Here is a 25,631-nt window from a genome sequence, read left to right on the forward strand (position 1 = left end):
ATTCGCAACTAGTGCCTAGCGACCAAGCCATGATCAGACAACGCACATTGAAGAACATCATTCGCGCCACCGGCGTCGGTTTGCATTCGGGTGAGAAGGTTTATCTCACCCTTAAGCCGGCTCCGGTGGACACCGGAATCGTGTTCTGTCGTACCGACCTCAATCCGCCAGTGGAAATCGCCGCGCGGGCTGAGAACGTCGGTGAAACCACCATGTCGACCACGCTGGTTAACGGCGAGGTGAAGGTCGATACGGTGGAGCATCTGCTGTCGGCAATGGCTGGCCTGGGGATCGACAATGCCTATGTCGAGCTTTCAGCGCCTGAAGTGCCGATCATGGACGGTAGCGCAGGGCCCTTTGTGTTCCTGATTCAATCAGCTGGTCTCCAGGAGCAGGACGCCCATAAGAAGTTCATCCGGATCAAGCGCGAAGTCACCGTCGAAGATGGGGACAAGCGTGCCACCTTCCTGCCTTTCGAAGGCTTCAAGGTAAGTTTCGAGATCGATTTCGATCACCCGGTGTTCCATGGCCGAACCCAGACTGCCAGCGTGGATTTCTCGAGCACCTCCTTCGTCAAGGAAGTGAGCCGTGCGCGAACCTTCGGGTTCATGCGCGATATCGAGTTCCTGCGCTCGCACAACCTGGCACTCGGCGGCAGTGTGGAAAACGCCATCGTTGTCGATGAAAACGGTGTGTTGAACGAAGACGGCCTGCGGTACGAGGACGAGTTCGTCAAACATAAGATTCTCGATGCAATTGGTGATCTGTATCTTTTGGGTAACAGTCTGATCGGCGAATTCCGCGGCTTTAAATCCGGACATGCATTGAATAATCGCCTGTTGCGCACCCTGATGGCCCAGAAGGATGCGTGGGAAGTGGTTACCTTCGATGATCCGCAGACCGCACCGATCTCCTACATGCGCCCGGTTGCGGCCGGCTGAGCAATACTCTCCTTTCTTTTGAGGCCACCTTCGGGTGGCCTTTTTTTTTGCGGGATCGTTGCTCTTTTACGGATCAGTTCATGCCGTCCAGCAGGCCGGCCAGATCGTCGGCGTGCTCTTCTTCCTGCGCCAGAATGTCTTCGAAGATGCGGCGGGTGGTCGGGTCCTTGTCACCGATGTACTGAACGATCTCGCGATAACTGTCGATGGCGATACGCTCAGCGACCAGGTTTTCGAACACCATGTCACGCAGGCCGTTGCCCTCGGCATATTGCGCATGCGCGCGCTCGGTCAGGTTGTCGGGGTTGAAATCCGGTTCGCCGCCCAGTTGGACGATACGCTCTGCGAGACGATCGGCATGTTCCTGCTCTTCGTTGGCATGCTCGAGGAATTCATCGGCAGCAACGCTGGATTTGAGGCCGGTCGCCATATAGTAGTGGCGTTTGTAGCGCAGGTAGCAGACCAGCTCGGTCGCCAGCGCCTCGTTCAGCAGTTTGATTACGGTTTCGCGGTCGGCCGAGTAGCTTTCGGTCACCGCTCCGTTCTCGACATGCTGGCGTGCACGCTCGCGCAGTGTGTTCTTGTCGCTCAGTTGCACATAGCTCATCAGGCGTCTCCTTAATATGGCGTAGCGGCGCTGCGGAGTCTCTCCGCTGCCTGTTAGGTGCCGGGGTCACGGATCCACGGCTCGCTAATCTGATCGACAAGGGCAGGGAAAGTTTAGCCGGGCCGGCGCTTGCCGGCCGCTGGCGGCTCGTTGGGCTCCTCGATGGGAGCCGGCTCGCCAGGATCGTCCCTTGACGGGATGTGTCCGGGCCCTGGCGAGCCGTCGTCACGCGGATCGGGTTCTGGACGTTGCACAGGCATTCCTCAGCTCAGGGCCCGGATCAGCTCGTCCTTGCGCATCTTCGACCGGCCAGAAATGTCGCGTTCCCTGGCCTTTTTCATGAGCTCATCCCGAGTCATGTCGCTTAGCGAGGTACTGCCGGATTTGCTGGCGCGGGCCGATCCCTTGTTCGGCGAGTCGCCTTTGCGCGCGTCTGCCGCTCTGTGGGCTGAATCCTTACGCTCGGCGCTTTTGGCGGTCGAAGACTTCTTCTGTCCAGAGCCGCCCTTACGCTCGCCACCGCCCGATTGTTTGTTCACAGTCGCCCAGGCACGGGCTTCGGCTTCTTTATCGGAAACCCCTTTGCTTTCGTAGCTCTCCTCGATGTGCTCGGCCTTGCGCTTCTGCTTGTCGGTGTATTTGCTCTTATCACCTTGGGGCATGATGCGTACCTCATCGTGTGCTGTTGGGGCGCGGCGTCCTACAGGCGACGTGCGCGCTGGTTTTCATCCATCTGCCTGCAGGTCAGGAAGCCTTTGCCATCAACGCGCCCATTGGCGTCGAAGCTGACGAAGTAAGGTTGCTGTTCGTCGTTGTGGGTGAGGATGTAGTCATTGCAGGTGCCAGGGCTGGCAACTCTGTCACTCGTGGTCGAAGGCTCGCCGCCCAGGGACAGCACCTGAGCGCGAGTCATCCCGTCACGTACGTCCTTGACCAGTGGTTCGTCGCGAAAGGTCACGCGATCGACCGGGTTTTGCACGTGCCCAGCGCAACCGGTGAGCAGCGCGACGGTGATTAGCGAGGCAATAGGCTTGATCATGCGTACCTTCCTACGGTGTCGGATTTGTAGGTTGGGCCCTGCAAATTTCGATGAGTTTCACTTTTAGAAAGAATTAGAAACACAGGGAGGGTAAGTTGCGTTCCCTGGGAAGATTTAAAGCGTCGCTTAAAATTAGCTATTAGGCGGGGATTAGGCGCAAATAGGCCGGCAAAATACGATTAAATGGCTGGCATATAGATATCATCGCGATTTTTCTTGGTTCCGATGATGAGAAAAGGTGCTGTTAAGGGTTTCACTCGGGAACAAAACCCTTTGCAATTGGCCTGAACCTGGCCTTGCTCCGAAGGCCGCACTTGAACCGGTCGCAACGAAATAGTTGCTTGACGAAGGATCGGCCCGTCCAAAGGGTTTTCCGGCTATGGTCGCTCGATAACCTCCGGAGCTCAGCCTTGCGCCGCAGCACAAGCGGCCTGATTTGATGGCGTCGAGGCAACGCATCGACGTTCACTGATTCACTTGAGGTAACAAATGAAGATCCTTGTATGTGGCGCTAATGGGCAGGTCGGGCGGGACATCATCAGTCGCGCGCCGATGTTCGGTCTGGAGGCCATCAGTCTCGACCGTAGCCAACTCGACATTACTCAGGCCGATCAGGTGGAACAGGCGGTGTTGCGCTACCGGCCGAGGCTGATCATCAATTCGGCCGCATACACCAACGTGGACACGGCCGAGACGGAGCAGGCACTCGCCGAAGCGGTAAATCGCGACGGCCCGGGCAACCTCGCGGCGGTGGCCGAGAAATTCGGCATTGCATTGCTGCACATCTCCACCGATTACGTCTTCTCAGGCGAAGCCAAGGCGCCATATAGGGAAACCGACACGACTGGGCCGACCGGTGTCTATGGTGCGAGCAAGCTGGCCGGTGAAGCCATGATCCAGGACCGTCTGGCTAGGCATGTGATTCTGCGTACGAGCTGGGTGTACGGCATTCACGGCCACAATTTCGTCAAAACCATGCTGCGGGTCGGCGCCCAGCGCGACGAGCTCTCAGTGGTCTGTGATCAGTTCGGATGCCCAACCAAGGCCAGTAGCATTGCAGACACGCTGCTCGAGCTGGCGCGCCGTTACGAGCGCCAAGGTGAGTTGCCGTGGGGGCTTTACCACTACAGTGGGCGCTCCCCCTGCTCTTGGTACGACTTTGCCGTGGAGATCTTTCAGCAGGCACGAGCGCAAGGCCTACTGGAGAGCCGGCCGACGGTTTTCGCCATCCCCACCAGCGAATACCCGACACCGGCGCAACGGCCCATGTGGTCAGTGCTCGATTGCACCCGTTTCGAGTCCACCTTTGGCCTGCCGACACGCGATTGGCGTGATGAGTTGACCGAGGTGGTCCAACATCTTGCACAGATCGAGCGCAACTCCCATCAGATGGAGCGGCGAGCGCGCGCCTGATTGAGTTTTGCTCGGGTGGCGTTGGTCGGTTCGCCACAAGTGGTGGCCTGGCCAAGCGGAGGCAGCGTGCTTGCTTCCGGCTTTAGTTGGAGTGCGGCCGGTCAGACCCAGCCGGAAAGTCTAGCCACCCTGCTCGCTGGACATGCTTCCGGTTCTGATGCGGTTGGGTGTCTTGAGGGGGCGATGACCGTCTTGCCCGGCGAAAGGGCGAACGGATGGGGGGGAGGGGTGTCAGAAAATTAGCCCCTTCATTACCCGGGAGAACACCATGCTGAAATTCATTGGCGGTACCGCAGGCATCATTTTCATCATCGGGCTCATCGTGGTCATCGGGATCTTCAAACTGATCTTCTGACCCAGCTTGCGCCACGGCTTCTCCTGAAGTCATGGCGCTGCCTTTTCGCTTCAGCCCTGGAAGGGCTCCTTTTGCGACGACGTCGCCATGATATCTTCGAGGCTGAGGCCAGTGAGCCCGTGAATGGTTCGCCAAAGAAAGTAGAAGATACCCATCATCATCATCATGCTCGGAATCGCGATCATCGGATAACTGAGTAGCGTCATGCGTCCCAACTCCTCATTGAACGCTTCGCTGCCCGCTGGGCTGTGAACGATCCATTTCGCCAGTACATAATTCATGAACGATGAGAAGAAAAACGTGCCGCTGAGCCAGTAAGTGGCGCGCTGCAGGCGTGTTTCGAAGTGCTCGACCTGGCCGTTGCGCTCGAGTTGCTGGTGGATCTTGTCGACGTTGAGCACCTTCGGGTTATAGAGCATGGTGCGGATCAGCGGATAGCGTGTGCGAGTCGAGGCCAGCACGACGATGCCGAGAATGCCGGGAATCGTCGCTTCCTTGATGGCCAGCCACTGCGGGTCGAGCTTCAGCAGGCCGATGCCTCCCGTCAGCAGCACGCTGACCAGCCCGAGCAAGGCGATCCAGTTGAACTTGCGGTACTGGATCAGTTCCAGTGCGCCCCAGCCCAGTGGAAAGGCGAGGGCCAGCAACAGCGCGCCATCCGGGCCGAGCCGCTCTTCGCCGCTGAGCTTCATCAGAATGAGCGATGGAATCAGGATACTGACCGCCAGGTCGATGAGCGGGCGGGGTTTATGTTGGGCAGGGGCGTTCTGAGAGTCAGTCATATCATCAAGGCAGTTGGCTGAAGGGGCATGATCGCCTGCGAGTCTTGCCGCCGCTAGACCACATTCGTCGGATGGGCGCGCCGTCTCAATCACCCGGCAGTTCGACGCGCTTGCGTGACCACTGACGGACCTCGAAGCCTAGCACCACCATGATCGCCAGTGCGAACGGCAATAGCAGGTACAGGCAGCGAAAAACGATCAGCGCTGCCAGGACGTCTGCCGTTTGCAGCTCCGGCAGTGCGGCGATGAAGGTCACTTCCAGCACGCCGAGCCCGCCTGGGGCGTGGGACAGCAAGGCCAGGGAGAACGAGGCGAGGAACACGCCCAGCACCACCAGGTAGCCGGGGTTCTGCTCCACTGGCAGCGCGAAATAGATGATCGCTGCGGCGCAGATCAGCTCCAGCGGGCCGGCTAGCAGCTGCCGGCCCACGATGGCCAGGCGCGGATATTCGATGTGCCATTTGCCGAGGCGCCAGGGCGCGCGTTCGCGCCAGGCGCCGAACACATACAGCGCTACCAGCGCGAGGATCGCGCCGCCGACGGCGTAGGAGACCCATGGATCGACGCTGACGATGCGGTTCAGCAGGTCCGGGCGCAACAGCATCACCATCCCGATGGTCAGCAAGGTGCCGAGCACGAAGGTCAACGAGCAGAACACGATGAGCACGCCGATCTCGTGGGGCGTCAGGCCCTTGCTGCGGTACGCGCGATAGCGCACTACCGCGCCGGAGAATACCGAAGCGCCGATGTTATGGGCCAATGCGTAGGTGGTGAAGGAGCACAAGGTGATGAACCACCAGGAAATCCGCTTGCCCAGGTGAGCCATGGCGATGCGATCGTACCAGGCCAGCGCGCTGTAGGCGCCCAGGGTGGCGCCAAGGGCGAGCAACCAGTTGCGATGGCCGATGGCGGCAAGGCTGCCCATCACTTCCGCCAGCGATATGTTGCGCAATTCGTGATACAGCAGGTAGCTGGAGAACAGCACTGCCGCAAGCCCAATGAGGGTCCAGGCGGCATCGCTCCTTTTCATCATCGAGAATTCATCACGCAGGTGGGCTCCTTTGCCTCGGCCAGTGATTCGGCTGGCGTGGAGCGGGACGGGCAGAAAGGCCCGTATCATGCACGCAGCCACAGCAATCGGCCAGTAATGCTTGAATCGATCCTGGCATGCTCCATTCGTTCCTTTAACGTACCGCAACACCTCCTGTCCCGTTGCCGGCAACCCAGGCCAGAGGCCTGTTGTCGACCAATCAGGTTCAGACGAATTCAGGGGCGGGCAATGACCGACATACCGCGTGATGACAGCCTGGAAAGCTCGACGGCATTGTTGCGGGAAGGCTACACCTTCATCAGTGATCGCTGCCGCGCGCTAGGTACGGATGTGTTCCAGACACGACTGCTGATGCAGAACACGATCTGCATGAGTGGCGAGGAAGCCTCGCGGCTTTTCTATGACAAGGCGCTTTTCCAGCGCGCCCATGCCGCGCCGCGGATGCTCCAGCAAACGCTGTTCGGGCGCGGCGGTGTGCAGGGGCTCGATGGTGAAGCGCACCTGCAGCGCAAGCGGCTGTTCATGTTGTTGCTAGACGCCAATGGCGTGGCCGAAATGGTGCGGTTGGCGCAGGAGCAATGGGAGGCGGCCATCGAGCGCTGGACCCAGGCCGATCGGGTGGTCTTGCTGATCGAGTCCCAGCGGATTCTCACCCAGGCCGCATGCCGGTGGGCCGCCGTGCCGTTGGCGGATGACGAGGTCGAGGTCAGGCGAGCGCAGCTGGCTGCGATGATCGACGGCGCCGGCGGGATTGGCGCGCGCCATTGGCAGGCACGCAAGTCACGCCGTGAGGCGGAGCGATGGGCAGGGGCGCTGATCGAGCAGGTGCGCTCCGGAACATTCTCGGTCCCGGCCGATAGTGCGCTGTATGCCGTGGCGGCGTATCGGGACGCCGATGGCGAGCGGCTCGATACGCGGATTGCGGCGGTCGAGTTGCTCAACCTGCTGCGCCCGACGGTCGCGGTGTCGCGCTTTATCGTATACGCGGCGCTCGAATTGCTGGCCAACCCCGACTGGCGCCAGCGATTGGCCGAGGGCTCTGACGAAGACCTCGAACTGTTCGCTCAGGAAGTTCGTCGGCTCTACGCCTTCTTCCCGTTCACGGCCGCCAGGGTGCGCAAGGATTTCGAATGGAAGGGCTACCGCTTCGCCGAGGGGACCCGGGTGATGCTCGACCTGTATGGGACCAACCGCGACCCGCGCAATTGGGGCGATCCCGATAGGTTCCAGCCGGAGCGCTTCGAACGCTGGGACGGCAGCCCGTACAATTTCATTACCCAGGGCGGTGGTGAGGCGGCGACCAATCACCGCTGCCCCGGTGAGCGGCTGGCTATCGAGTTGCTCAAGCAGGCCCTGCGCATGCTGACGCAGGAGATGGAGTATGGCGTACCGGCCCAAGATCTTCGGATCGACAAGTCGAGGATGCCGGCCCAGCCGGAGAGCTGCTTGGTGATCAGTGACGTGCGCAGGCGCTGAACAGACTCAGCGCGACATTACGGCGGCCTTCTGCGCGATCCAGTAATCGATGAGTTCCCGCAGTTGCGACATTTCCACGGGCTTGGCCATATGTCCATCCATGCCGGCCTCGCGGGCACGTTCCTTGTGCTCGCTGAGGATGTGCGCGGTGAGCGCGACCACTGGCGTACGCCGGCGTTGCTGGCTGGCTTCCCATTCGCGTAGTCGTTCGGTGGCGGTGAAGCCGTCCAGTACCGGCATTTCGCAGTCCATCAGGACGAGGTCGTAAGGCTGCGCCATAATCGCCTTGAGCGCTTCCTCGCCGTTACTGGCGGTGTCGGGTTTGACGTTGAGCTTGTTCAGCATGCCGCGAATGACCTTTGTCGAGATGCTGTTATCTTCGGCGACCAGGATGCGGAAGTCGTCCGGTACGCCCATGGCCGCCACGCTCTGCGGCTCCGGCTCCGGTTGCTGATGGGGCAGCGAGCCGTGGGTGCGCTGGGCCAGCTCGTCGGCCAGCGTGGTCTTGAGCGTATAGCCGGCTACCGGTTTGGCGAGGATCCGCTTGATACCGGCATTGCGCGCGATGATTTTGCTCGGCGCGGCGCTGATGCCGGTGAGCATGATCAGCAGCAGGTCATGGTTGAGATTGAGGTCTTCCTTTATCTTGGCGGCCAGCTGCATGCCGGTCATGCCGGGCATCTCCTGGTCCAGGAGGACCACATCGAAATATTCGCGAAGGTGCGCCTTGGTGCGCAGCAGCGCCAGCGCCTCCTTGCCCGAGGCGACCGCGCTGACGTTCAGGCCCCAGCTGCTGCATTGCTGGACCAGCACCTTGCGGCAGGTTTCATTGTCGTCGACCACGAGCAGGCGCGCGCCACGTAAGGGGCTCTCGAGATCGGTACTTTGCGGCAGATGGAGCTCTCGGCCCAGCGGCAAGGAGATCCACAGCGTATTGCCCTGTGAGCTGCCGCTATGGATGCCGAACTCGCCATTCATCAGGCCAACCAGCTGGCGGGCAATGATCAGTCCCAGGCGGCCACTGAAGCGCGTCGCCGAGAGCACGTCGCGACTGTTGAGGGCTGCGTTGAGCAAGGCTTCGCGTTCGGCCTGATCCAGCGGTTGCCCGCTGTCCTGCACGGTGATGCGCAGGCGCGGAGCATCCGGTGATCCGTCCATGGCGGCGACCAGCAGTACCTCGCCCTCGTCGGTCTGCTTGAAGGCGTTGTCGAGCAGGCTCAGAAGCGTCTGGCGGAGGCGAGTCGGGTCGCCGGCTATCACCCGCGGCACTTGCGGCTGGATGAAGCTGATCAACTCGACCTTTAGCTGTTCGGCCTTGGCCCGGTAGATATCGAGGCAATCCTCTACCAGAGCGTTGAGGTCGAATTGCACATCGTCGAGTTCGATCTGCCCGGACTCGAGCTTGGAAATATCGAGGATCTCGTTGATCAGGTTGAGCAGCTCGTTACCGGCGCTGTGAATGGTCTGTACATAGTCGCGCTGTTTGGCCGAGAGCGAGGTGCCGAGCAGCAATTCAGTCATCCCGAGTACGCCATTCATCGGGGTGCGGATCTCATGGCTGATCTTGGCGAGAAAGTCGGCCTTGGTTTTCAACTCGGCGGTATTCACCGCAGCTGCGGTGTGCTGGGACAGTCGGGCGGCCTGGAGATGCCGCTGGCGCTCCACAAGCGCGAAGCTCAGCACCATGCCGCCAATGGTGGCGACGCTGAACACGCCGCTGACCAGCCAGCCGGGGTTGAGCTGGTCGAAGCCGAGCAGCACCGGAACGAAAAAGGCGAAGCCCGCATTGAACAGCAGCATGCCGGCAACCACCAGGCGTGCGGGACGGTAGCCCTGACGCCAATGGTAAATGGCCACCGCCGGAACGCTGATCGCCACTATCAACACCAGCGAATAGATCAGCCAGCTGTGCCAGAACCAGCCGGTCAGCAGGATGACAAGGGTGAGGATCGCGACCGTGCACAACTCGGTACCGATCAGCCAATTCACCCAGCGCCTTGGCCGATAGCGGAAAAAGCCCACCGTGAAGGCGAGCAGTGCCAGGCAAGCGACCAACGCCGAGATGTCGGCGATCAGCGATTGGCTGAAGCCCAGTTCCGGTACCCACACGGCCAATAGCCCGAGGTTGGCGGCGGCGCACACCAGCAAGGCGCCATGCAACAGGCCCAGCGTGATGTAGGTGTAGCTCAGGGTATAGGCGAAGCGCAGCAGGTTGTGGATCATCAGCAGCGCCAGCGCGCCGAGAAGTGCGCCGAACAGGTAGGCCGGCTTTTCCTGACTGACCAGCCCGGCTTCGTCGATGACCTGGAACCAGGTCATCAGCGGATGGTTCGATTGCATGCGCACGTAGACTTCGCGCGCGCGCTCGTCATTGGGCAGCGAGAACAGATAGGCGCGGGCAGGCAGCGGGCGGCTGCTCAGGGGTTGCTGCTCGCCCGTGCGAATATGCTGTTCGAGCTGGTTGTCGCGTAGCAGGTAGAAATCCAGCTGCTGGACGCGTGGTGCGAACAGCCACAGCCAGTTGGGTTCAGCGTCGCCGTGCAGGCTGACCTGCAGCCAGATGGCTTTGTCGCTGGCGGGAGCGGTATAGGACGTTTTATCGAGGCGCTGGAAAAGGTTGCGTTGGGCCAGAACCTCGCTCAGGGACAGGCGCCCGGATTCGTCGATCAGCAGGCGCCAGTTCGGACCGTTGTCCTCTTCCGGCGAGTCACCGGCGCTGGCTGATGGCGGTACCGGAAAAGCTTGCGCCGGCTGAAGGCTCCAGGCCGGCAGCAACAGGCAGCAAACGATTCCGATGGCAATCCAAAGCCGGCTCACGGCGAAGTCCCTTCTGGGGTGTGACAGCGGATTATAGCCACGGCCCCAAGGCGCTGTAATGCGCAAAGACGGTTTACCACCGGCCTTTGCGCTGATTTCGCCGAGCGGTTGTTCGAGCGCTACGCCTGTTCGCGGGCAATTGCCCGATAGCCGATGTCGCTGCGGTAGAAACAGCCGTTCCAGCGAATCTTTTCGGCCAGGCGATAGGCTTGTTGCTGGGCATCGGCGACGCTCTTGCCGATGGCCGTCGCGCAGAGGACACGCCCTCCGGCGGTCACGATCTGGCCGTCACGCAGTGCCGTACCGGCATGGAACACCTTGCCGTCGAGCGCCGCAGCCGCGTCCAACCCTTCGATCACGTCGCCCTTGGCATAGTCGCCCGGATAGCCGCCGGCCGCGAGCACCACTCCGACCGTCGGGCGCGGGTCCCAGCGGGCTTCGACCTTGTCCAGTGCCCGCGCCAGTGCGGCTTCGACCAGCAAGACCAGGCTCGACTCCAGACGCACCATGATCGGCTGCGTCTCGGGGTCGCCGAAGCGGCAGTTGAACTCGATGACCTTGGGCGCGCCGGACGTGTCGATCATCAGGCCCGCGTAGAGAAAGCCGGTATAGACATTGCCTTCGGCGGCCATGCCCTTGACGGTCGGCCAGATCACTTCGTCCATTACCCGCCGATGGACCTCGTCCGTCACCACCGGAGCCGGCGAGTAAGCGCCCATGCCGCCAGTGTTCGGGCCGGTATCGCCGTCGCCGACGCGCTTGTGATCCTGGCTGGTGGCCATCGGCAAGACGTTGGCACCGTCGACCATGACGATGAAACTGGCTTCCTCGCCGTCGAGAAACTCTTCGATCACCACCCGCGCACCGGCGTCGCCGAAGGCATTGCCCGAGAGCATGTCCCGCACGGCGGCTTCGGCTTCCTCCAGGCTCATGGCGACGATGACACCCTTGCCGGCAGCCAGGCCATCGGCCTTGATCACGATGGGGGCGCCCTTTTCGCGCAGGTAGGCCAGTGCCGGCTCGACCTCGGTGAAGTTCTGGTAGTCGGCCGTTGGAATGTTGTGGCGCGCCAGGAAATCCTTGGTGAAGGCTTTCGAGCCTTCTAGTTGAGCCGCGGCGGCAGTAGGGCCGAAGATGGCGAGCCGGCGTGCACGGAACAGGTCGACGACGCCTTTGACCAGCGGGGCTTCGGGGCCGACGATGGTCAGTGCCACATTCTTTTCGGCGAAGTCGGCAAGCTGTTCGATGGCCAGCACGTCGATGGCGACGTTTTCACACTTGGCTTCGGTAGCCGTGCCGGCATTGCCTGGCGCAACGAAGACTTTCTCGACGCGCTTGTCCTGCGCGACTTTCCAGGCCAAGGCGTGTTCGCGACCGCCACTGCCGATGATCAATACGTTCATGGGATTCTCCTTCAGGAGGCGGGCCTGCGGCCCGGTTGGTGGATAAGCAAAGCGTTATCCACCCTACGATGTCTGGCGTTCCGTGTAGGGTGGATGGCCGAAGCCATCCACCAGGGGTCAATGCCGGAAATGGCGCATGCCGGTAAAGACCATGGCGATGCCGGCCTCGTCGGCCGCGGCGATCACCTCGGCGTCGCGCATCGAGCCGCCGGGCTGGATCACCGCCGAGATGCCGGCCTTGGCCGCATTGTCGATGCCGTCGCGGAAGGGGAAGAAGGCGTCCGAGGCCATCACCGCACCTTGAACGGCCAGGCCGGCATGCTCGGCCTTGATGGCGGCGATGCGGGCCGAGTTGACGCGGCTCATCTGACCGGCGCCGACGCCGATAGTCTGGCGGTTCTTCGCATAGACGATGGCGTTGGATTTGACGAACTTGGCCACTTTCCAGGCGAAAATCAGGTCGTGGATTTCTTTTTCGCTCGGCGCACGCTGGGTGACGATCTTCAGGTCCGCCTCGCTGATCATGCCGATGTCGCGGCTCTGTATCAGCAGGCCGCCATTGACGCGCTTGAAGTCCCAGCCGGCGGCACGCTCGGCGGGCCAATGACCGCATTCGAGCAGACGCACGTTGGCCTTGGCGGCCACGACCTGGCGCGCTTCTTCGGAAATGGTCGGCGCGATGATGACCTCGACGAACTGTCGCTCGACGATGGCGCGGGCGGTCTCGCCGTCCAGTTCGCGGTTGAAGGCGATGATGCCGCCGAATGCCGATTCGCTGTCTGTGGCGTAGGCGAGTTCGTAGGCCTGGCGGATGCCGCCGTCCTCGTCCGGTACCACCGCCACGCCGCAAGGGTTGGCGTGCTTGACGATGACGCAGGCCGGCTTGACGAAGCTTTTAACGCACTCGAGCGCAGCGTCAGTGTCCGCGACGTTGTTGAACGAGAGTTCCTTGCCCTGCAGCTGGCGCGCCGTGGCCACGCAGGCCTCGTCGGGCGACTCGACGTAGAACGCGGCCTGTTGGTGCGGGTTCTCGCCGTAGCGCATGTCCTGGGACTTGATGAACTGCATGCTGTAGGTGCGCGGGAAGAGGCTGCGGCCTTCGGTGGTGAGGGTTTCGGCCGACTGATCGATGCCGCCCAGGTAGTTGGCGATCATGCCGTCGTAAGCCGCCGTGTGTTCGAACGCTTTCAGCGCCAGGTCGAAACGCTGGGCATAGGTCAGGCCGCCGTTCTTCAGCGCGTCGATGACCGACGCGTAGTCGCCGGCGTTTACCACTATGGCGACATCCTTGTGGTTCTTCGCGGCGCTACGGACCATCGTCGGGCCGCCGATGTCGATGTTCTCGATGGCGTCGGGGAGGGTGCAGCCAGGTTTCGCCACTGTTGCTGCGAACGGGTAGAGATTGACCGCGACCAGGTCGATCGGCTTGATGCCGTGGGCATCCATCACTGCGCCATCCTGCGCGCGGCGCCCGAGAATACCGCCGTGGATCTTGGGGTGCAGGGTCTTGACGCGACCGTCCATCATTTCCGGGAAGCCGGTGTAGTCAGCGACTTCAACCGCGGCGATGCCGTTGTCCTTGAGCAGCTTGTAGGTGCCGCCAGTGGACAGGATCTCGACACCGAGGCCGGCGAGCTCGCGGGCGAAGTCGAGGATGCCGGTCTTGTCGGATACGCTGATCAGGGCGCGGCGAACGGGAAGGCGGGAGGTCTGGTCGGTCATGTCGATGTCCATCAGAGCAGAGAAATCAGCAAAAAAGGGCGGCTTGTAGGCCGCCCTTTCTTCAGGTGAGGGGTTACAGCAGGTCGTACTGCTTGAGCTTCTTGCGCAGCGTGCCGCGGTTCAGGCCAAGCAGTTCGGAGGCTTTGGTCTGGTTACCCTTGACGTAGTCCATCACGGTTTCCAGTAGCGGGGCCTCGACTTCCGAAAGCACCAGGTCGTACACATCCGTGACTTCGGCGCCCTCGAGATGGGCAAAGTAATTGCGCAACGCCTTTTCCACGCTGCCGCGCAGGGTTTGTCCCGCTTCGCTCGGCGTGTTCAGGTGCTGCTTCAGGTTGACGTTATCGCTCACGGATGTCGTTCCAGTTACCAGTGTGTCGGTCATCATTGTCGTCATGCGGCCACCTCGTCCCCTTCCCCTGAATCAAGGCCCTTCCGGCATTCGGAGAAAAAGGCCCGAACACTGGCGCATTGTGCATCCCGCTCGTCCAACCGATTGAAGGTGCTGCGGAACGCCTTCGCCCCCGGCATCGTGGACAGGTACCAGCCCACATGCTTGCGCGCGATTCGCACGCCCATCACATCCCCGTAGAACCCGTACAGCTGGCCGAGATGCTCGAGCAGAATGCCCTCGATCTCCTCCAGCGCTGGCGCCGGAAGCAGCTCACCGGTCGCCAGAAAGTGGTCTATCTCGCGAAAGATCCACGGCCGCCCCTGGGCTGCTCGCCCGATTAGCAGGGCATCTGCACCCGTATACGCCAGCACCTGGCGAGCCTTCTGCGGGGAGTCGATGTCGCCGTTGGCGAACACCGGGATGCCCACCGACTGCTTGATCTGCGCGATGGTCTCGTACTCGGCCTCGCCGGTGTAGAGATCGGCTCGGGTTCGGCCATGCACTGCCAGCGCGGCGATTCCCGATTGCTCGGCGATCCGAGCCACGGTCGTGCCGTTTCGGTTCTGCCGATCCCATCCGGTGCGGATCTTCAGCGTCACCGGTACATCCACCGCCCCGACCACTGCTTCGAGTATCTGCGCCACCAAGAGCTCATCTTTCATCAGTGCCGAACCGGCCGCCTTGTTGCAGACCTTCTTGGCCGGGCAACCCATGTTGATGTCGATGATCTGCGCGCCAAGCTCGACGTTGCGGCGTGCCGCCTCGGCGAGCATCTGCGCGTCGCCGCCAGCAATCTGCACCGAACGAGGCTCCGGGTCACCTTCGTGCAGCAGCCTCAGACGCGACTTGCGGCTGTTCCACAGTCGAACGTCGCTGGTCACCATCTCCGAGACCACCAGGCCTGCACCAAGACGACGGCACAGCTGGCGGAACGGCTGATCGGTCACGCCGGCCATGGGCGCGAGGATCAGACGATTGGATAAGGTGTAAGGGCCGATGCGTACCGCTGACATTGAGATTCCCTGGTTTGGGCCTGCTTGTTAGGTCGATCGGGGACTGCAAAAAAGGGTGGGCATAATACCCGCTCTGCATGACTGGATAAAGATTGTTTTGAACAAATTCTGAACAGTCGAAACCTTATCGCCAAAGGTTCGGATGCGACGCATGCGCATCCGGAAGGCCTGTTCCGATCACTCTGGCGAGTGAAAACTCAAGCTGTAATTGACGGCCCTCGGACCGGGGTCGAGGATGTCCAGCGAGATGTGGATCGGCGTCTGCGGCGGCATGTCCGCCTGGCCGGCGAGCTCCCCAGCGAGGTATTCGCCCGGCTTGAAGCGTCGGCTGGCGATAAGCTGACCGTTGATGTCGGCAAAGCGCAGCTCGAGCATGGGGAAGGGTTGCGAGAAGGGCGCGCGGTTGTAGAGGATCGCGTCGACCACCAGCGCGCCACTGAACTCGGGATGGCTGCGCACCACCAGATTGCTGCTGCGGACCTGGGTGATATCGACCTTTGCAGGCACCTCGCAGCCCAGGGTTGGGCAGATCCATTCGAACCACGGCCGATACCGATCCTGTCGCGCCAGCTCGGCAAAATTATAGGCGGCGTACTGAGCGCCCAGTGCCAGCAGTGCGAGAAGCGTCAAGGCACCCCAGCCGAGCCTGCTACCCCACGGGCTCTTGGGCTTTTGCCAATCGAGTTCCAGTGGTTCGTCGTCGAGATCGAACAGTCGCTCCCGCTCCAGGGCTGGGTCGACGTCATTTTTCAGGTTGTCGCTGGCGCGCCTGGATTTACGGCGCTTCGGCCCCTGTTCTTCTGTGGTCAGGGTTTCAAGCGGTACAGACGTGTCACCGTTGCGCTCATCTGCCGCTGCGGCCTGCAGGGGCAGGGTGGAGGTCGTCAGGGGCGCGGGTGGAACCGGCTCGTCGGGGGTGACGGGAGAAAAGGTCACCTCCTGCTGCGGTTCTGGCAATGCGTCGGGAGCGCGGTGGTCCGATTCCTCGCGAAGAAGCTGCTCAGCCCAGGCTTCATCGAGCGGGTCCTGTTCGTCCTGGTTCGGTCGGTTGAATGCGGTCTTGGTCGCGCGTTGCTCCAGCTCCATGAACTCGCGCGACAGCTGCAGTTCTTCTTGCTCCAGCCTGGCCAGCTCTTCGTCGAGGTCCAGGTGATCGAGATCCAGGTCGTCGTGGATCCACAGCGTTTCCCGGTCGGCCTGCGGTTTTAGCGGGGTGGGTGGCGCAGGGGGAGCTGGCGTTGCCCGGACGTTCTGGTTCACCAGCAGCTGGCGTGCGGCATTGAACACTTCCAGGCAGGCCCCGCAGCGGACCACCCCTTGCGCCGCCCCGAGCTGGGCGCGGCTGACGCGGAAGCTGGTGCGGCAATGGGGGCACTGGGTGACGAAGCTGCTCATGCGGTGGTCCGGCGAAAAACAGCCGCTAGTCTAGCGCATGCCCGCCGGCTGTCGACAAGCTGCCGCCCCGCCTCGCCGATCAGGGGCGGCCTGCTTCCGCTCAACGGCGACGCACGCCATTGATGCGAACCCAGCCGTCCTTCGCTGCGGTCGGCTCGAGCTCGAATGCGTGTGCGTACGCCGCGCGGACTTCCTCCGCCTGTTCGGCGAGAACGCCCGACAGCGCGAGACGACCGCCTGGGCGGACGCGCTCGGTGATCTGCCCGGCGAGGGCGACCAGCGGCCCGGCGAGGATGTTTGCAACCACGACGTCGGCTTGGGCTGCGGGTAACTGTTCTGGCAGGAACAGCTTGAAGCGCTCTTTGGCGATGCGGTTGCGACTGGCGTTGTCGCGCGACGCTTCGAGTGCCTGGGGATCTATGTCGGTGCCGACGGCATGGTCGGCGCCGAGCAGCAGCGCGGCAATGGCGAGGATGCCCGAGCCGCAGCCGAAGTCGAGTACGGATACGCCTGTCAGGGTCTGCGCGTCGAGCCATTCCAGGCAGAGTGCGGTGGTCGGATGGGTGCCCGTGCCAAAGGCGAGCCCGGGGTCGAGCAGCAGGTTCACGGCGCCGGGTTCCGGTGCGTCGTGCCAGCTGGGGACGATCCACAGTCGCCGACCGAAGCGCATGGGCTGGAAGTTGTCCATCCAACTGCGTTCCCAGTCCTGGTCCTCGATCCGTTCGAGTTGGTGCTCCGGGAGGGCGCCGCCGGTGAGCAGCTGCAGATGGGCCAGCAGCGCATCGGCGTCGACGTCGGCCTCGAACAGGGCGAGCAGGTGGGTATGGGTCCACAGTGGCGTGGTTCCGAGGTCCGGCTCGAAGATCGGCTGGTCCTGGGCATCCATGAAGGTTACCGAAACGGCACCGACTCCGAGCAGGGCGTCTTCATACTGCTCCGCCTGATCGGGGCTGATGGCGATGCGCAATTGCAACCAGGGCATGGGAGCGTCCTCTGCGGGCACCCTGCAAACCGAGGGTGCGGAAAAAGAAAAAGGAGCGGCAGGGCCGCTCCTTGTCAGGTGCACATGATAGCGCGTGGCGCTTAGTGCTTATCCATTCCCAGTTTCTTTTCCAGGTAATGGATGTTCACGCCGCCCTTGCAGAACCCTGGGTCGCGCACCAGATCGCGGTGCAGCGGCACGTTGGTCTTGATCCCGTCGACGACGATCTCGTCCAGCGCGTTGCGCATGCGCTGCATCGCTTCCTCGCGGGTCGCCCCGTAGGTGATCAGCTTGCCGATCAGCGAGTCGTAGTTCGGCGGTACCGTGTAGCCACTGTACAGATGCGAGTCGACACGCACGCCGTTGCCGCCCGGTGCATGGAAGTGCTTGACCTTGCCGGGGCTCGGCAGGAAGGTCGAAGGGTCCTCGGCGTTGATTCGGCATTCCACCGAGTGACCGCGGATGACCACGTCGCTCTGCTTGACCGAAAGCTTGTCACCGCCGGCGATGCGCAGCATTTCCTTGACGATGTCGACGCCCGTCACCATCTCGGTGACCGGGTGTTCGACCTGGACCCGCGTGTTCATCTCGATGAAGTAGAAGTTGCCGTCTTCATAGAGGAACTCGAAGGTGCCGGCGCCGCGATAGCCGATTTCGACGCAAGCGTCGACGCAGCGCTTGAGTACTTCGGCGCGAGCCTTCTCGTCGATGAAGGGCGCAGGCGCTTCCTCGATGACCTTCTGGTGGCGACGCTGCAGCGAGCAGTCGCGGTCGCCGAGGTGGATCGCATTGCCCTGTCCGTCGGACAGTACCTGGACTTCCACATGACGCGGGTTGCCGAGGAATTTTTCCAGATAGACCATCGGGTTGCCGAACGCGGCGCCGGCTTCGGTGCGGGTCAGCTTGGCCGACTTGATCAAATCTTCCTCGTGATGGACCACGCGCATGCCGCGTCCACCGCCACCGCCTGCAGCCTTGATGATGACCGGATAGCCGACCTCACGCGCAATTGCCAGGGCAGCTTCCTCGTCTTCAGGCAGCGGGCCGTCGGATCCCGGAACGGTCGGCACGCCAGCTTTCTTCATCGCGTCCTTGGCCGATACCTTGTCGCCCATCAGGCGGATGGTGTCCGCCTTAGGGCCGACGAAGACGAAGCCGGATTTCTCGACCTGCTCGGCGAAATCGGCATTCTCGGCGAGAAAGCCGTAGCCCGGATGGATCGCGGTCGCGCCGGTCACTTCCGCCGCTGCGATGATCGCCGGGATGTGCAGGTACGAGTTGGTCGCAAGGGCTGGGCCGATGCACACCGACTCGTCTGCCAGCGCCAGATGCATGAGTTCACGGTCAGCCGTGGAGTGGACCGCGACCGTCTTGACGCCCAGTTCCTTGCATGCACGCAGGATTCGCAGGGCGATCTCGCCGCGGTTGGCGATCAGTACTTTTTCCAACATCGCAGGCTCTCCGCGGTTCAAACGATGGTGAACAGCGGCTGGTCGTATTCGACCGGCTGACCATTCTCCGCAAGGATCGATTCGATGGTGCCGCTGGTTTCAGCCTCGATGTGGTTCATCATCTTCATGGCTTCGACGATGCAGAGGATGTCGCCTTTCTTGACGGTTTGGCCGACTTCGACGAAGTTCGCCGAGGTTGGCGAGGCGGCACGGTAGAAGGTGCCGACCATGGGCGAGCGCACCACGGTGCCGTTGAGCTGAGGGGCTGCCGGCGCTTCGGCCGATGCGGCGGCGGGTGCGGCGGCAACCGGGGCCGGGGCGGGCGCCGGTGCGTACATCGGCTGCGACATCATCGGCTGCTTGCTGTGGCGGCTGATGCGCACCGATTCTTCACCTTCGTGGATCTCAAGCTCGTCGATGCCCGACTCTTCCAGCAGCTCGATCAGTTTTTTGACTTTGCGAATATCCATGAAGCAGTGACTCCGGTGAGTTCAAAGGTTAGCAATCGTTTCCCGAGCGCCGCGGTGCGCAGTGCGCGTCGCGCTCGCTCAGGAAGTGGCGAGTTGTTCCAGGGCAGCCTCCAGGGCGAGCCGATAACCGCTGGCGCCGAGGCCGCAGATCACCCCTACCGCCACGTCGGAAAAGTAGGAGTGATGACGGAAGGGTTCACGCTTGTGCACGTTGGATAGGTGCACTTCGATGAATGGGATGCTCACCGCCAGCAATGCGTCACGTAACGCCACGCTTGTATGCGTGAATGCGGCGGGATTGATCAGAATGAAGTCCACGCCTTCGCCGCGCGCAGCGTGGATACGCTCGATCAATTCGTACTCGGCATTGGACTGCAGGTACAGCAGGTGATGACCCTGGTCGCGTGCGCGCTGCTCCAGATCCTGATTGATCTGTGCCAGGGTCACGGCGCCGTAGACGCCAGGCTCGCGGGTGCCGAGCATGTTCAGGTTGGGGCCGTGGAGGACCAGAATGGTGGCCATGGTGGTTCCTTGTTGTTCTGCTCGCCTGGCAGGCGCAGGGGCGCGGCCAGTGAAAGGGCAAAACTATGCCCAAGCCGGCGCTGACTGTCCAGTCGCTTACTGGATCGAAGTAAATGGCAGCAATATGTCTGGAGATTGGCGCAATGATCTATCGGGCGGCGTCGACCGCGCTCAGGCGCTCGGCAAATGCCGTTGCCTTGATCTCGCCAACGACGCGCGATCGCTCAAGCTCGCGACCCTGGCCATCGAAAAACAGGATTGCCGGTGGCCCGAACAGTCTGTAGCGGTCCAGCAGACGGCGCTGTTCGGCGTTGCTTTCGGTGATGTCGAAGCGCAGCAAGCGATAGCTCGCCAGCCGCGGTGCGATCTGCGGATCGGCAAAAACCTCGCGCTCGATGACCTTGCAGCTGATGCACCAGTCGGCATACCAGTCGAGGATCACCGCCTGGCCGGCCGCGCTGGCCGCAGCCAGTTGGGCGTCGAGTTCGGCCGGGGTGGACAGGGTGTGCCAGCCTTCGGCTGCGGAGGCGGGCTGGCCGCTCTCGGCCATCCCCGTGCGGTGCAGCGGTCGGGTAGGATCGCTGGCCCCCTGCAGAGCGCCCACCCAGGCAGCAAGCGCATAAACCAGCAGCGCGAGCCCGAGCAGTTGAGCGAGCTTCGCGCGCGGGCTCTTGACGGTAAACTCGAGGGCGCCGAGAAACAGCGCGCTGCCCGCTGCGAGCAGACCCCAGAGGGCCAGCGCAATCGGGCCGGGCAACACGCGCTCGAGCATCCATACCGAGACCCCCAGCAACAGGACACCGAAGGTGTTGCGCACCGCAATCATCCAGGGACCGCTTCTGGGCAGCATGGCCCCGCCGCCGGTGGCGAATACTACCAGCGGCGCGCCCATGCCCAGACCCAGCGCGAACAGCTGGACGCCGCCGCCCAGTGCATCACCGCTGGCGCTGATGTACAGCAGCGCACCGGCCAGGGGGGCCGAGACGCAGGGGGACACCAGCAGACTGGAGACTGCGCCCAGAATGGCCGCGCCGACGAATGAGCCGCCACGGGCATTGCCGGCCAGGCGATCGAGCGGACCGCTGAGAGCTTGCGGCAGGCGCAGTTCGAACAGGCCGAACATGGCGAGCGCGAACGCGACGAAGAACAGGGCGAAGGGCACCAGGACCCAGGGTGATTGCAGGCGCGCCTGCAGATTCAGCTCCGCGCCGAAGACGCCCATCAGAGCGCCGAGAATGGCGAATCCCCCGGCCATGGTAAGCACATAGGTCAGGGCGAGCAGGAAACTGCGCATCCCGCCGATCTTGCCGCGCAGCACCAGCCCGGAAAGGATCGGCAGCATCGGCAGCACGCAAGGAGTGAATGTCAGGCCGACGCCTGCGAGGAAGAACAGCGCCACCGAGCGCCAGCTCAGGCTCGCCGTGCCGTCCGCGTTCGGATCGTCATCGGCGGGCTGTGCGCCATTGCCGAGGCTGAGCGTTTCGGTCTCGGGCGGATAGCACAGGCCTTTGTCGGCGCAGCCCTGGTAGCCGACCTGCAGCGTGAACGGCCTGTTTTGCGCGTTGGTGATCGGCAGCTGCACGTCGAGCACGCCGTAATAGACTTCCACGTCGCCGAAATACTCGTCGGTCTTGTGTACGCCCTCTGGCAAAACCGGCTCTCCCAGGGTCACGCCCTCGGTCGAGGTCGCGAAGTTGAGCCGGTGCCGGTAGAGGTAGTAGCCATCGGCGGCGACGAAGCGCAGGGTGATCTGCTCCGGGGCGGCTTCCACCAGCGTGAGCCGGAAGGCTTCGCGAACGGGCAGGAAGTCGGCGCTGTTGTTCAGGCCGCCAAGGGTCGGGCTCGGACGGCTGTCGAACAGCCCGGCGCTGGCGGGCAGCGCGATGATCAGGAGCAGCAGGCTCAGCAGGCGTCGCATGGCGGTCTCGTTTCGGATGATCCGCCCATGATACCCGCCCGCTGCGTACGCTGCCTGGGCTTAACCGTCACAGGGGGTATCGTGCAGCCAGATGCTGCCGTCTTCCTCGGTGCTCGGGACGGCGGTGAGTCTTTCGCCGGCACAGGGGCCGGCCACGCATTCGCCCGATTCGATCAGAAACAGCGCACCATGGGTCGCGCATTGGATCAGGCTGCCGCTGTCGTCGAGAAAACGGTCGGCTTCCCATTCCAGTGGGATGCCCCGATGCGGGCAGCGATTGATATAGACATGGACCCGGCCGTCGCGGCGCACCGCCAGCAGCCGTTCACCCTGCCAGGCGAAGCCCCGGCTCTGGCCTTCCGGCAGCGCGGTCGTGGCGCATAGTCGTATCATCGGGTCCTCCAGGCGTTGGCCGGGCATTATCCGCCGATGCCTGCGTTTGCCAAGGGTTGCCCCGAGGCTTGCCGGCACGATGTCGAAGGCTGGCGTCCCGCTGGCGGTTGAACTGAAGAGGAGGGTCAGGATGCGTCTGCTGTGCTGCTGGATCATGATCATGCTGGGTGGCTGCAAGACGCTGGCGCCACTGCCCGAATGGCAAGGCAGCGAGGGGCGTGATCATCCGCAGCTCGGCGCGGTTATCGATCTGCGAAGTGGCGAGCACCTTCAGCCGGCGGAGCTGGTCGCTCGGTTGTCGCAGGCCGACCGGGTGCTGATTGGCGAACGCCACGACAATCCAGACCACCATGCGCTGCAGGTGTGGTTGCTGCAGGCGCTGGGGCAGGGCCGCGCGCCTGGCAGTCTGTTGCTGGAAATGCTCAACCCTGACCAGCAGGCTCGGGTAAGTCGAGCCCAGGCCGAGTTCCGGCGCGGCGAGTCCGTGGACCTGCCGTCGGCGCTGGGTTGGCAAGAAGGTTGGGACTGGTCGCTATACGGGCCGCTGGTGCGCTATGCCCTGGAGCAGCCATACCCGTTGCTGGCTGCCAACCTGGATCGCGAGGAGATCGTCGAGCTCTATCGCAGCGGCGCGGCGCTCGAAGGGAGAGCGTCAACGGCTCAAGCACCGCGGCAGATGTTGCTCGCGCAGATCGCCGAGTCGCACTGCGGCATGCTGCCCGAATCACAGCTGCCGGCGATGCTGGCGGTGCAGCAGCACCGCGACCGGCGCATGGCCGAGCGGTTGCTCGAGGCGCCGAGCCCGGCGGTACTGATCGCTGGCGCCTTCCATGTGCGCCGTGACCTGGGCGTTCCGCTGCATCTGGACGACCTGCAGGCCCTGGGTGAAAGCCGGGTGCTGATGCTGGCTGAAGCAGGGGAGGCGATCAGCGCGCAACAGGCGGATTTCGTCTGGTTCACGCCAGCGCCGCCAGCGCAGGACCACTGTGCCTCCTTTCGAAAAGGCTGACAGCTCAGGTACCTGCAGGCACAAAAAAGCCAGGGCAGAGGCGCTGTCCTGGCTTGCTGTGTCACGTGCATCATCAGCCGCGATGGCGGCCCCGGAAGTAATCGACCAGGCCCTGGGTCGAGGCGTCTTCGGCCGGAGGGGAGTCGTAGCCAGTCAGTCGATTGTAGACGGCCTTGCCCAGTTCCTTGCCGAGTTCCACGCCCCACTGGTCGAAGGAGTTGATGCCCCAGATCACGCCCTGGACGAATACCTTGTGCTCGTACAGCGCGATCAGCGCGCCCAGGCGCCCAGGGCTGATGGTTTCCATCACCACCGTGTTGCTGGGGCGATTGCCGGGGATCACCTTGTGCGGCGCCAAGCGCTGCACTTCGGCTTCGTCCAGCCCCTTGGCGCGCAGTTCGGCTTCCGCTTCGGTGCGGCTCTTGCCGAGCATCAGCGCCTGGCTCTGGGACAGGCAGTTGGCGTACAGCCACTCGTGGTGGTCGGCGACCGGGTTGTGGCTGACCACCGGGACGATGAAGTCCGCCGGAATCAACGGAGTGCCCTGGTGTAGCAGCTGGTGATAGGCATGCTGCCCGTTCGCGCCGACACCGCCCCAGATCACCGGACCCGTGTTGCACGAAACTGGCGTGCCGTCCTGGCGGACGCTCTTGCCGTTGGACTCCATGTCCATCTGCTGCAGATGCTTGACGAAGTTGCGCAGGTAATGGTCGTACGGCAGGAAGGCGTAGCTCTGCGCACCCCAGAAGTTGTGATACCAGACCCCGAGCATTGCCAGCAGCACCGGCATGTTGCGTTCGAACGGCTCGTTCTGGAAATGGCAATCCATGCTGTAGGCGCCGGAGAGCAGGTCCTTGAAGTTGGACATGCCGATTGCCAGCGCGATGGGCAGACCGATGGCCGACCATAGGGAGTAGCGGCCGCCGACCCAGTCCCACATGGGGAAGATGTTCTTTTCACGGATGCCGAAATCGATGGCGGCCTGCTTGTTGCTCGTCACGGCGATGAAGTGCCGGTAGAGCTTTTCCTCGGTACCGCCCTTGCCGAGGTACCAGGTGCGCGCGGCCTGGGCGTTCTTCAGCGTTTCCAGGGTGCCGAAGGTCTTGCTGGAAATGATGAACAGGGTGGTCTCGACGTTCAGCTTGGCGGTCACCTCGCGGAACTCGCTGCCATCGATGTTGGCCAGGTAATGAGTGCGAACGCCATGCTGGGTGAACGGCAGCAGCGCTTCGGAAACCAGCTGCGGGCCGAGGAACGAGCCGCCGATGCCGATGTTCACCACGTCGGTGATGGTCTTGTCGCTGAAGCCGCGCCAGAGATTGTTGTGGATGCGGCTGACGATGTCCGTCATCTGCGCCAGCGCCGTGTGAACGTCGCGCATGATGTTCTGTCCGTTCACCATCACGCTTTCGCCCATGGGACGACGCAGTGCGGTGTGAAGAGCCGGGCGCTGTTCCGAAGCGTTGACGGGCTCGCCGGTCATCATTGCCCGCGTGGCCTGTTCGACACCCGCTTCGCGCGCCAGGTTGAACAGCAGGCTCAGCGTTTCGGGCGTGACCAGGTTCTTCGAGTAGTCGAGGAACAGGCCACAAGCCGATACGGACATGGATTCGAAGCGCTTGGGATCGGTGGCGAAAGCATCGCGCATGCTGAAGTTCTGCATGGCCAGGCGGTGATCGCCCAAGGCTTTCCAGGACGACAGGTCAGTGACATCAAGGGGATTCTGGTAATGCGTCATGGTAGTGCGGCTTCCTTTGCATGACAGACCGTTGATCATGGGCTCCTGGCGACACCGTGCTGGCGCCGCCGCATTGCGGCCTGGTGTGTGCTGGCACGCCAGGCACTCTTCCTGAATGCATCAGGCGCGAACCGACCCAGCACTGCCGGACCGGCGAAGGGCGCATCCTGCACCCAGCGAGACTGCTCTCAGACATGCAAAAAGCCCGATACGTTCCTGCGGGTCTGCAAACTCTGCTGGAACCGACGCTTTGCCGCTGCCCTGGCCTCAAACGAAAAGCCCGGAACGTCGAAAACGGCCCGGGCTTGGTGCTGCTCATCGGTCGCGGCCGTTCAGGCCACCTGTACCGGAATGGCGTTACTAGTGTGGCTCAAGTCGCCGTCGGCGCCGATGTACAGCACGTGAGGCTTGAAGTTGGCCAGCTCGGCTTCGCTGTAGTGCGCGTATGCGCAGATGATCAGACGATGCCCGACGCCGGCCTTGTGTGCGGCAGCGCCGTTGACCGAAATGATCTTCGAGCCTTCCTCGCCGCGGATCGCATAGGTGGTGAAGCGTTCGCCGTTGTCGACGTTGTAGATCTGGATCTGCTCGTACTCGCGGATACCGGCCAGGTCCAGCCAGTCCCCGTCGATGGCGCAGGAGCCTTCGTAATCGAGCACGGAATGGGTCACCACGGCGCGGTGCAGTTTGGCCTTGAGCATGATGGCGTGCATGTCGGTTCTCCGTGGGGCAGGGCGGCG

24 protein-coding genes are annotated in these 25,631 nt (G+C 62.7%); 5 read left to right on the forward strand and 19 right to left on the reverse strand.

Annotation, left to right across the window (positions count from 1 at the left end):
• Nucleotides 1–29: 29 nt before the first annotated feature.
• Nucleotides 30–941, forward strand: a complete 912-nt coding sequence (gene lpxC, locus G7026_RS01325) for a UDP-3-O-acyl-N-acetylglucosamine deacetylase (protein ID WP_181068841.1) — start codon at nucleotides 30–32, stop codon at nucleotides 939–941.
• A gap of 73 nt (nucleotides 942–1,014) precedes the next feature.
• Here the strand turns inward: lpxC and G7026_RS01330 are convergent, their stop codons facing one another.
• From G7026_RS01330 to osmE, 3 genes are all read right to left on the reverse strand, one after another.
• Nucleotides 1,015–1,548 carry a ferritin-like domain-containing protein gene (locus G7026_RS01330; protein WP_181068842.1) on the reverse strand — a complete coding sequence of 178 codons (534 nt, stop codon included), beginning with the start codon at nucleotides 1,546–1,548 and terminating at the stop codon, nucleotides 1,015–1,017.
• 263 nt (nucleotides 1,549–1,811) lie between these two features.
• On the reverse strand, nucleotides 1,812–2,210 hold the full coding sequence (locus G7026_RS01335) for a Rho termination factor N-terminal domain-containing protein (RefSeq protein WP_181068843.1): 399 nt from the start codon (nucleotides 2,208–2,210) through the stop codon (nucleotides 1,812–1,814).
• 38 nt (nucleotides 2,211–2,248) lie between these two features.
• Nucleotides 2,249–2,587, reverse strand: a complete 339-nt coding sequence (gene osmE / locus G7026_RS01340) for an osmotically-inducible lipoprotein OsmE (protein WP_181068844.1) — start codon at nucleotides 2,585–2,587, stop codon at nucleotides 2,249–2,251.
• A gap of 489 nt (nucleotides 2,588–3,076) precedes the next feature.
• On the opposite strand from osmE, the gene rfbD reads away from it, so the two are divergent.
• A complete protein-coding gene (rfbD, locus tag G7026_RS01345; RefSeq protein ID WP_181068845.1) occupies nucleotides 3,077–4,000 on the forward strand; it encodes a dTDP-4-dehydrorhamnose reductase in 924 nt (307 codons plus the stop codon).
• Nucleotides 4,001–4,268: 268 nt separating this feature from the next.
• Nucleotides 4,269–4,355, forward strand: a complete 87-nt coding sequence (locus tag G7026_RS22820) for a hypothetical protein (protein ID WP_138407415.1) — start codon at nucleotides 4,269–4,271, stop codon at nucleotides 4,353–4,355.
• Nucleotides 4,356–4,405: 50 nt separating this feature from the next.
• Here G7026_RS22820 and G7026_RS01350 read toward each other — a convergent pair whose 3' ends face one another.
• Nucleotides 4,406–5,137, reverse strand: coding sequence for a VC0807 family protein (locus tag G7026_RS01350; protein ID WP_181068846.1), 732 nt, complete (start codon nucleotides 5,135–5,137; stop codon nucleotides 4,406–4,408).
• An 85-nt stretch (nucleotides 5,138–5,222) separates the two neighbouring features.
• Entirely contained in the window at nucleotides 5,223–6,170 is a 948-nt protein-coding gene (locus G7026_RS01355; protein ID WP_181068847.1) for a lysylphosphatidylglycerol synthase transmembrane domain-containing protein, read from the reverse strand.
• 246 nt (nucleotides 6,171–6,416) lie between these two features.
• On the opposite strand from G7026_RS01355, the gene G7026_RS01360 reads away from it, so the two are divergent.
• Nucleotides 6,417–7,664 (forward strand): cytochrome P450, encoded by a 1,248-nt coding sequence (locus G7026_RS01360; RefSeq protein ID WP_181068848.1) that lies wholly within the window; start codon nucleotides 6,417–6,419, stop codon nucleotides 7,662–7,664.
• Between the two features lie 6 nt (nucleotides 7,665–7,670).
• Here G7026_RS01360 and G7026_RS01365 read toward each other — a convergent pair whose 3' ends face one another.
• The 12 genes from G7026_RS01365 to G7026_RS01420 form a co-directional block, all read right to left on the reverse strand.
• The gene (locus G7026_RS01365; protein ID WP_181068849.1) at nucleotides 7,671–10,481 is read right to left on the reverse strand and encodes a hybrid sensor histidine kinase/response regulator; all 2,811 of its coding nucleotides are present in this window, start codon (nucleotides 10,479–10,481) and stop codon (nucleotides 7,671–7,673) included.
• Between the two features lie 119 nt (nucleotides 10,482–10,600).
• Nucleotides 10,601–11,884 (reverse strand): phosphoribosylamine--glycine ligase, encoded by a 1,284-nt coding sequence (gene purD, locus G7026_RS01370; protein ID WP_181068850.1) that lies wholly within the window; start codon nucleotides 11,882–11,884, stop codon nucleotides 10,601–10,603.
• A gap of 117 nt (nucleotides 11,885–12,001) precedes the next feature.
• The gene (purH, locus tag G7026_RS01375; protein ID WP_181068851.1) at nucleotides 12,002–13,606 is read right to left on the reverse strand and encodes a bifunctional phosphoribosylaminoimidazolecarboxamide formyltransferase/IMP cyclohydrolase; all 1,605 of its coding nucleotides are present in this window, start codon (nucleotides 13,604–13,606) and stop codon (nucleotides 12,002–12,004) included.
• Between the two features lie 73 nt (nucleotides 13,607–13,679).
• Complete coding sequence (gene fis / locus G7026_RS01380; RefSeq protein ID WP_181068852.1) at nucleotides 13,680–14,003, reverse strand: DNA-binding transcriptional regulator Fis; 324 nt, start codon at nucleotides 14,001–14,003, stop codon at nucleotides 13,680–13,682.
• Nucleotides 14,000–15,013 (reverse strand): tRNA dihydrouridine synthase DusB, encoded by a 1,014-nt coding sequence (dusB, locus tag G7026_RS01385; protein ID WP_181068853.1) that lies wholly within the window; start codon nucleotides 15,011–15,013, stop codon nucleotides 14,000–14,002. Before dusB ends, fis begins: the two co-directional genes overlap by 4 nt.
• Before the next feature lie 177 nt (nucleotides 15,014–15,190).
• A complete protein-coding gene (locus G7026_RS01390; protein ID WP_181068854.1) occupies nucleotides 15,191–16,408 on the reverse strand; it encodes a DUF3426 domain-containing protein in 1,218 nt (405 codons plus the stop codon).
• A 100-nt stretch (nucleotides 16,409–16,508) separates the two neighbouring features.
• Nucleotides 16,509–17,390 (reverse strand): 50S ribosomal protein L11 methyltransferase, encoded by an 882-nt coding sequence (gene prmA / locus G7026_RS01395; RefSeq protein ID WP_181068855.1) that lies wholly within the window; start codon nucleotides 17,388–17,390, stop codon nucleotides 16,509–16,511.
• A 101-nt stretch (nucleotides 17,391–17,491) separates the two neighbouring features.
• Nucleotides 17,492–18,841: an acetyl-CoA carboxylase biotin carboxylase subunit gene (accC, locus tag G7026_RS01400; protein ID WP_181068856.1), complete on the reverse strand. Its 1,350-nt coding sequence runs from the start codon at nucleotides 18,839–18,841 to the stop codon at nucleotides 17,492–17,494.
• A 17-nt stretch (nucleotides 18,842–18,858) separates the two neighbouring features.
• Nucleotides 18,859–19,311 carry an acetyl-CoA carboxylase biotin carboxyl carrier protein gene (accB, locus tag G7026_RS01405; RefSeq protein ID WP_181068857.1) on the reverse strand — a complete coding sequence of 151 codons (453 nt, stop codon included), beginning with the start codon at nucleotides 19,309–19,311 and terminating at the stop codon, nucleotides 18,859–18,861.
• A 78-nt stretch (nucleotides 19,312–19,389) separates the two neighbouring features.
• Entirely contained in the window at nucleotides 19,390–19,833 is a 444-nt protein-coding gene (gene aroQ / locus G7026_RS01410; protein WP_181068858.1) for a type II 3-dehydroquinate dehydratase, read from the reverse strand.
• A gap of 148 nt (nucleotides 19,834–19,981) precedes the next feature.
• On the reverse strand, nucleotides 19,982–21,751 hold the full coding sequence (locus G7026_RS01415; protein ID WP_181068859.1) for a protein-disulfide reductase DsbD: 1,770 nt from the start codon (nucleotides 21,749–21,751) through the stop codon (nucleotides 19,982–19,984).
• 60 nt (nucleotides 21,752–21,811) lie between these two features.
• On the reverse strand, nucleotides 21,812–22,144 hold the full coding sequence (locus tag G7026_RS01420) for a Rieske (2Fe-2S) protein (protein WP_181068860.1): 333 nt from the start codon (nucleotides 22,142–22,144) through the stop codon (nucleotides 21,812–21,814).
• Between the two features lie 130 nt (nucleotides 22,145–22,274).
• Between G7026_RS01420 and G7026_RS01425 the strand changes: the two genes are divergently transcribed.
• The gene (locus G7026_RS01425; RefSeq protein ID WP_181068861.1) at nucleotides 22,275–23,153 is read left to right on the forward strand and encodes a ChaN family lipoprotein; all 879 of its coding nucleotides are present in this window, start codon (nucleotides 22,275–22,277) and stop codon (nucleotides 23,151–23,153) included.
• Nucleotides 23,154–23,226: 73 nt separating this feature from the next.
• On the opposite strand, the gene pgi is transcribed toward G7026_RS01425, so the two are convergent.
• The gene (pgi, locus tag G7026_RS01430) at nucleotides 23,227–24,891 is read right to left on the reverse strand and encodes a glucose-6-phosphate isomerase (RefSeq protein ID WP_181068862.1); all 1,665 of its coding nucleotides are present in this window, start codon (nucleotides 24,889–24,891) and stop codon (nucleotides 23,227–23,229) included.
• A gap of 332 nt (nucleotides 24,892–25,223) precedes the next feature.
• Nucleotides 25,224–25,604: an aspartate 1-decarboxylase gene (gene panD, locus G7026_RS01435; protein WP_138407293.1), complete on the reverse strand. Its 381-nt coding sequence runs from the start codon at nucleotides 25,602–25,604 to the stop codon at nucleotides 25,224–25,226.
• Between the last annotated feature and the right edge of the window lie 27 nt (nucleotides 25,605–25,631).

Source organism: Stutzerimonas azotifigens, from assembly GCF_013522725.1.
Taxonomy (GTDB): Bacteria; Pseudomonadota; Gammaproteobacteria; order Pseudomonadales; family Pseudomonadaceae; genus Stutzerimonas; species Stutzerimonas azotifigens_A.

Bases quoted from the DNA above. Each gene is read 5' to 3' on its own strand.
- lpxC (WP_181068841.1), top strand. From the start codon at position 30: ATGATCAGACAACGCACATTGAAGAACATCATTCGCGCCACCGGCGTC.
- G7026_RS01330 (WP_181068842.1), bottom strand. From the start codon at position 1,548: ATGAGCTATGTGCAACTGAGCGACAAGAACACACTGCGCGAGCGTGCA.
- G7026_RS01335 (WP_181068843.1), bottom strand. From the start codon at position 2,210: ATGCCCCAAGGTGATAAGAGCAAATACACCGACAAGCAGAAGCGCAAG.
- osmE (WP_181068844.1), bottom strand. From the start codon at position 2,587: ATGATCAAGCCTATTGCCTCGCTAATCACCGTCGCGCTGCTCACCGGT.
- rfbD (WP_181068845.1), top strand. From the start codon at position 3,077: ATGAAGATCCTTGTATGTGGCGCTAATGGGCAGGTCGGGCGGGACATC.
- G7026_RS22820 (WP_138407415.1), top strand. From the start codon at position 4,269: ATGCTGAAATTCATTGGCGGTACCGCAGGCATCATTTTCATCATCGGG.
- G7026_RS01350 (WP_181068846.1), bottom strand. From the start codon at position 5,137: ATGACTGACTCTCAGAACGCCCCTGCCCAACATAAACCCCGCCCGCTC.
- G7026_RS01355 (WP_181068847.1), bottom strand. From the start codon at position 6,170: ATGATGAAAAGGAGCGATGCCGCCTGGACCCTCATTGGGCTTGCGGCA.
- G7026_RS01360 (WP_181068848.1), top strand. From the start codon at position 6,417: ATGACCGACATACCGCGTGATGACAGCCTGGAAAGCTCGACGGCATTG.
- purD (WP_181068850.1), bottom strand. From the start codon at position 11,884: ATGAACGTATTGATCATCGGCAGTGGCGGTCGCGAACACGCCTTGGCC.
- purH (WP_181068851.1), bottom strand. From the start codon at position 13,606: ATGACCGACCAGACCTCCCGCCTTCCCGTTCGCCGCGCCCTGATCAGC.
- fis (WP_181068852.1), bottom strand. From the start codon at position 14,003: ATGACGACAATGATGACCGACACACTGGTAACTGGAACGACATCCGTG.
- dusB (WP_181068853.1), bottom strand. From the start codon at position 15,013: ATGTCAGCGGTACGCATCGGCCCTTACACCTTATCCAATCGTCTGATC.
- G7026_RS01390 (WP_181068854.1), bottom strand. From the start codon at position 16,408: ATGAGCAGCTTCGTCACCCAGTGCCCCCATTGCCGCACCAGCTTCCGC.
- prmA (WP_181068855.1), bottom strand. From the start codon at position 17,390: ATGCCCTGGTTGCAATTGCGCATCGCCATCAGCCCCGATCAGGCGGAG.
- accC (WP_181068856.1), bottom strand. From the start codon at position 18,841: ATGTTGGAAAAAGTACTGATCGCCAACCGCGGCGAGATCGCCCTGCGA.
- accB (WP_181068857.1), bottom strand. From the start codon at position 19,311: ATGGATATTCGCAAAGTCAAAAAACTGATCGAGCTGCTGGAAGAGTCG.
- aroQ (WP_181068858.1), bottom strand. From the start codon at position 19,833: ATGGCCACCATTCTGGTCCTCCACGGCCCCAACCTGAACATGCTCGGC.
- G7026_RS01415 (WP_181068859.1), bottom strand. From the start codon at position 21,751: ATGCGACGCCTGCTGAGCCTGCTGCTCCTGATCATCGCGCTGCCCGCC.
- G7026_RS01420 (WP_181068860.1), bottom strand. From the start codon at position 22,144: ATGATACGACTATGCGCCACGACCGCGCTGCCGGAAGGCCAGAGCCGG.
- G7026_RS01425 (WP_181068861.1), top strand. From the start codon at position 22,275: ATGCGTCTGCTGTGCTGCTGGATCATGATCATGCTGGGTGGCTGCAAG.
- pgi (WP_181068862.1), bottom strand. From the start codon at position 24,891: ATGACGCATTACCAGAATCCCCTTGATGTCACTGACCTGTCGTCCTGG.
- panD (WP_138407293.1), bottom strand. From the start codon at position 25,604: ATGCACGCCATCATGCTCAAGGCCAAACTGCACCGCGCCGTGGTGACC.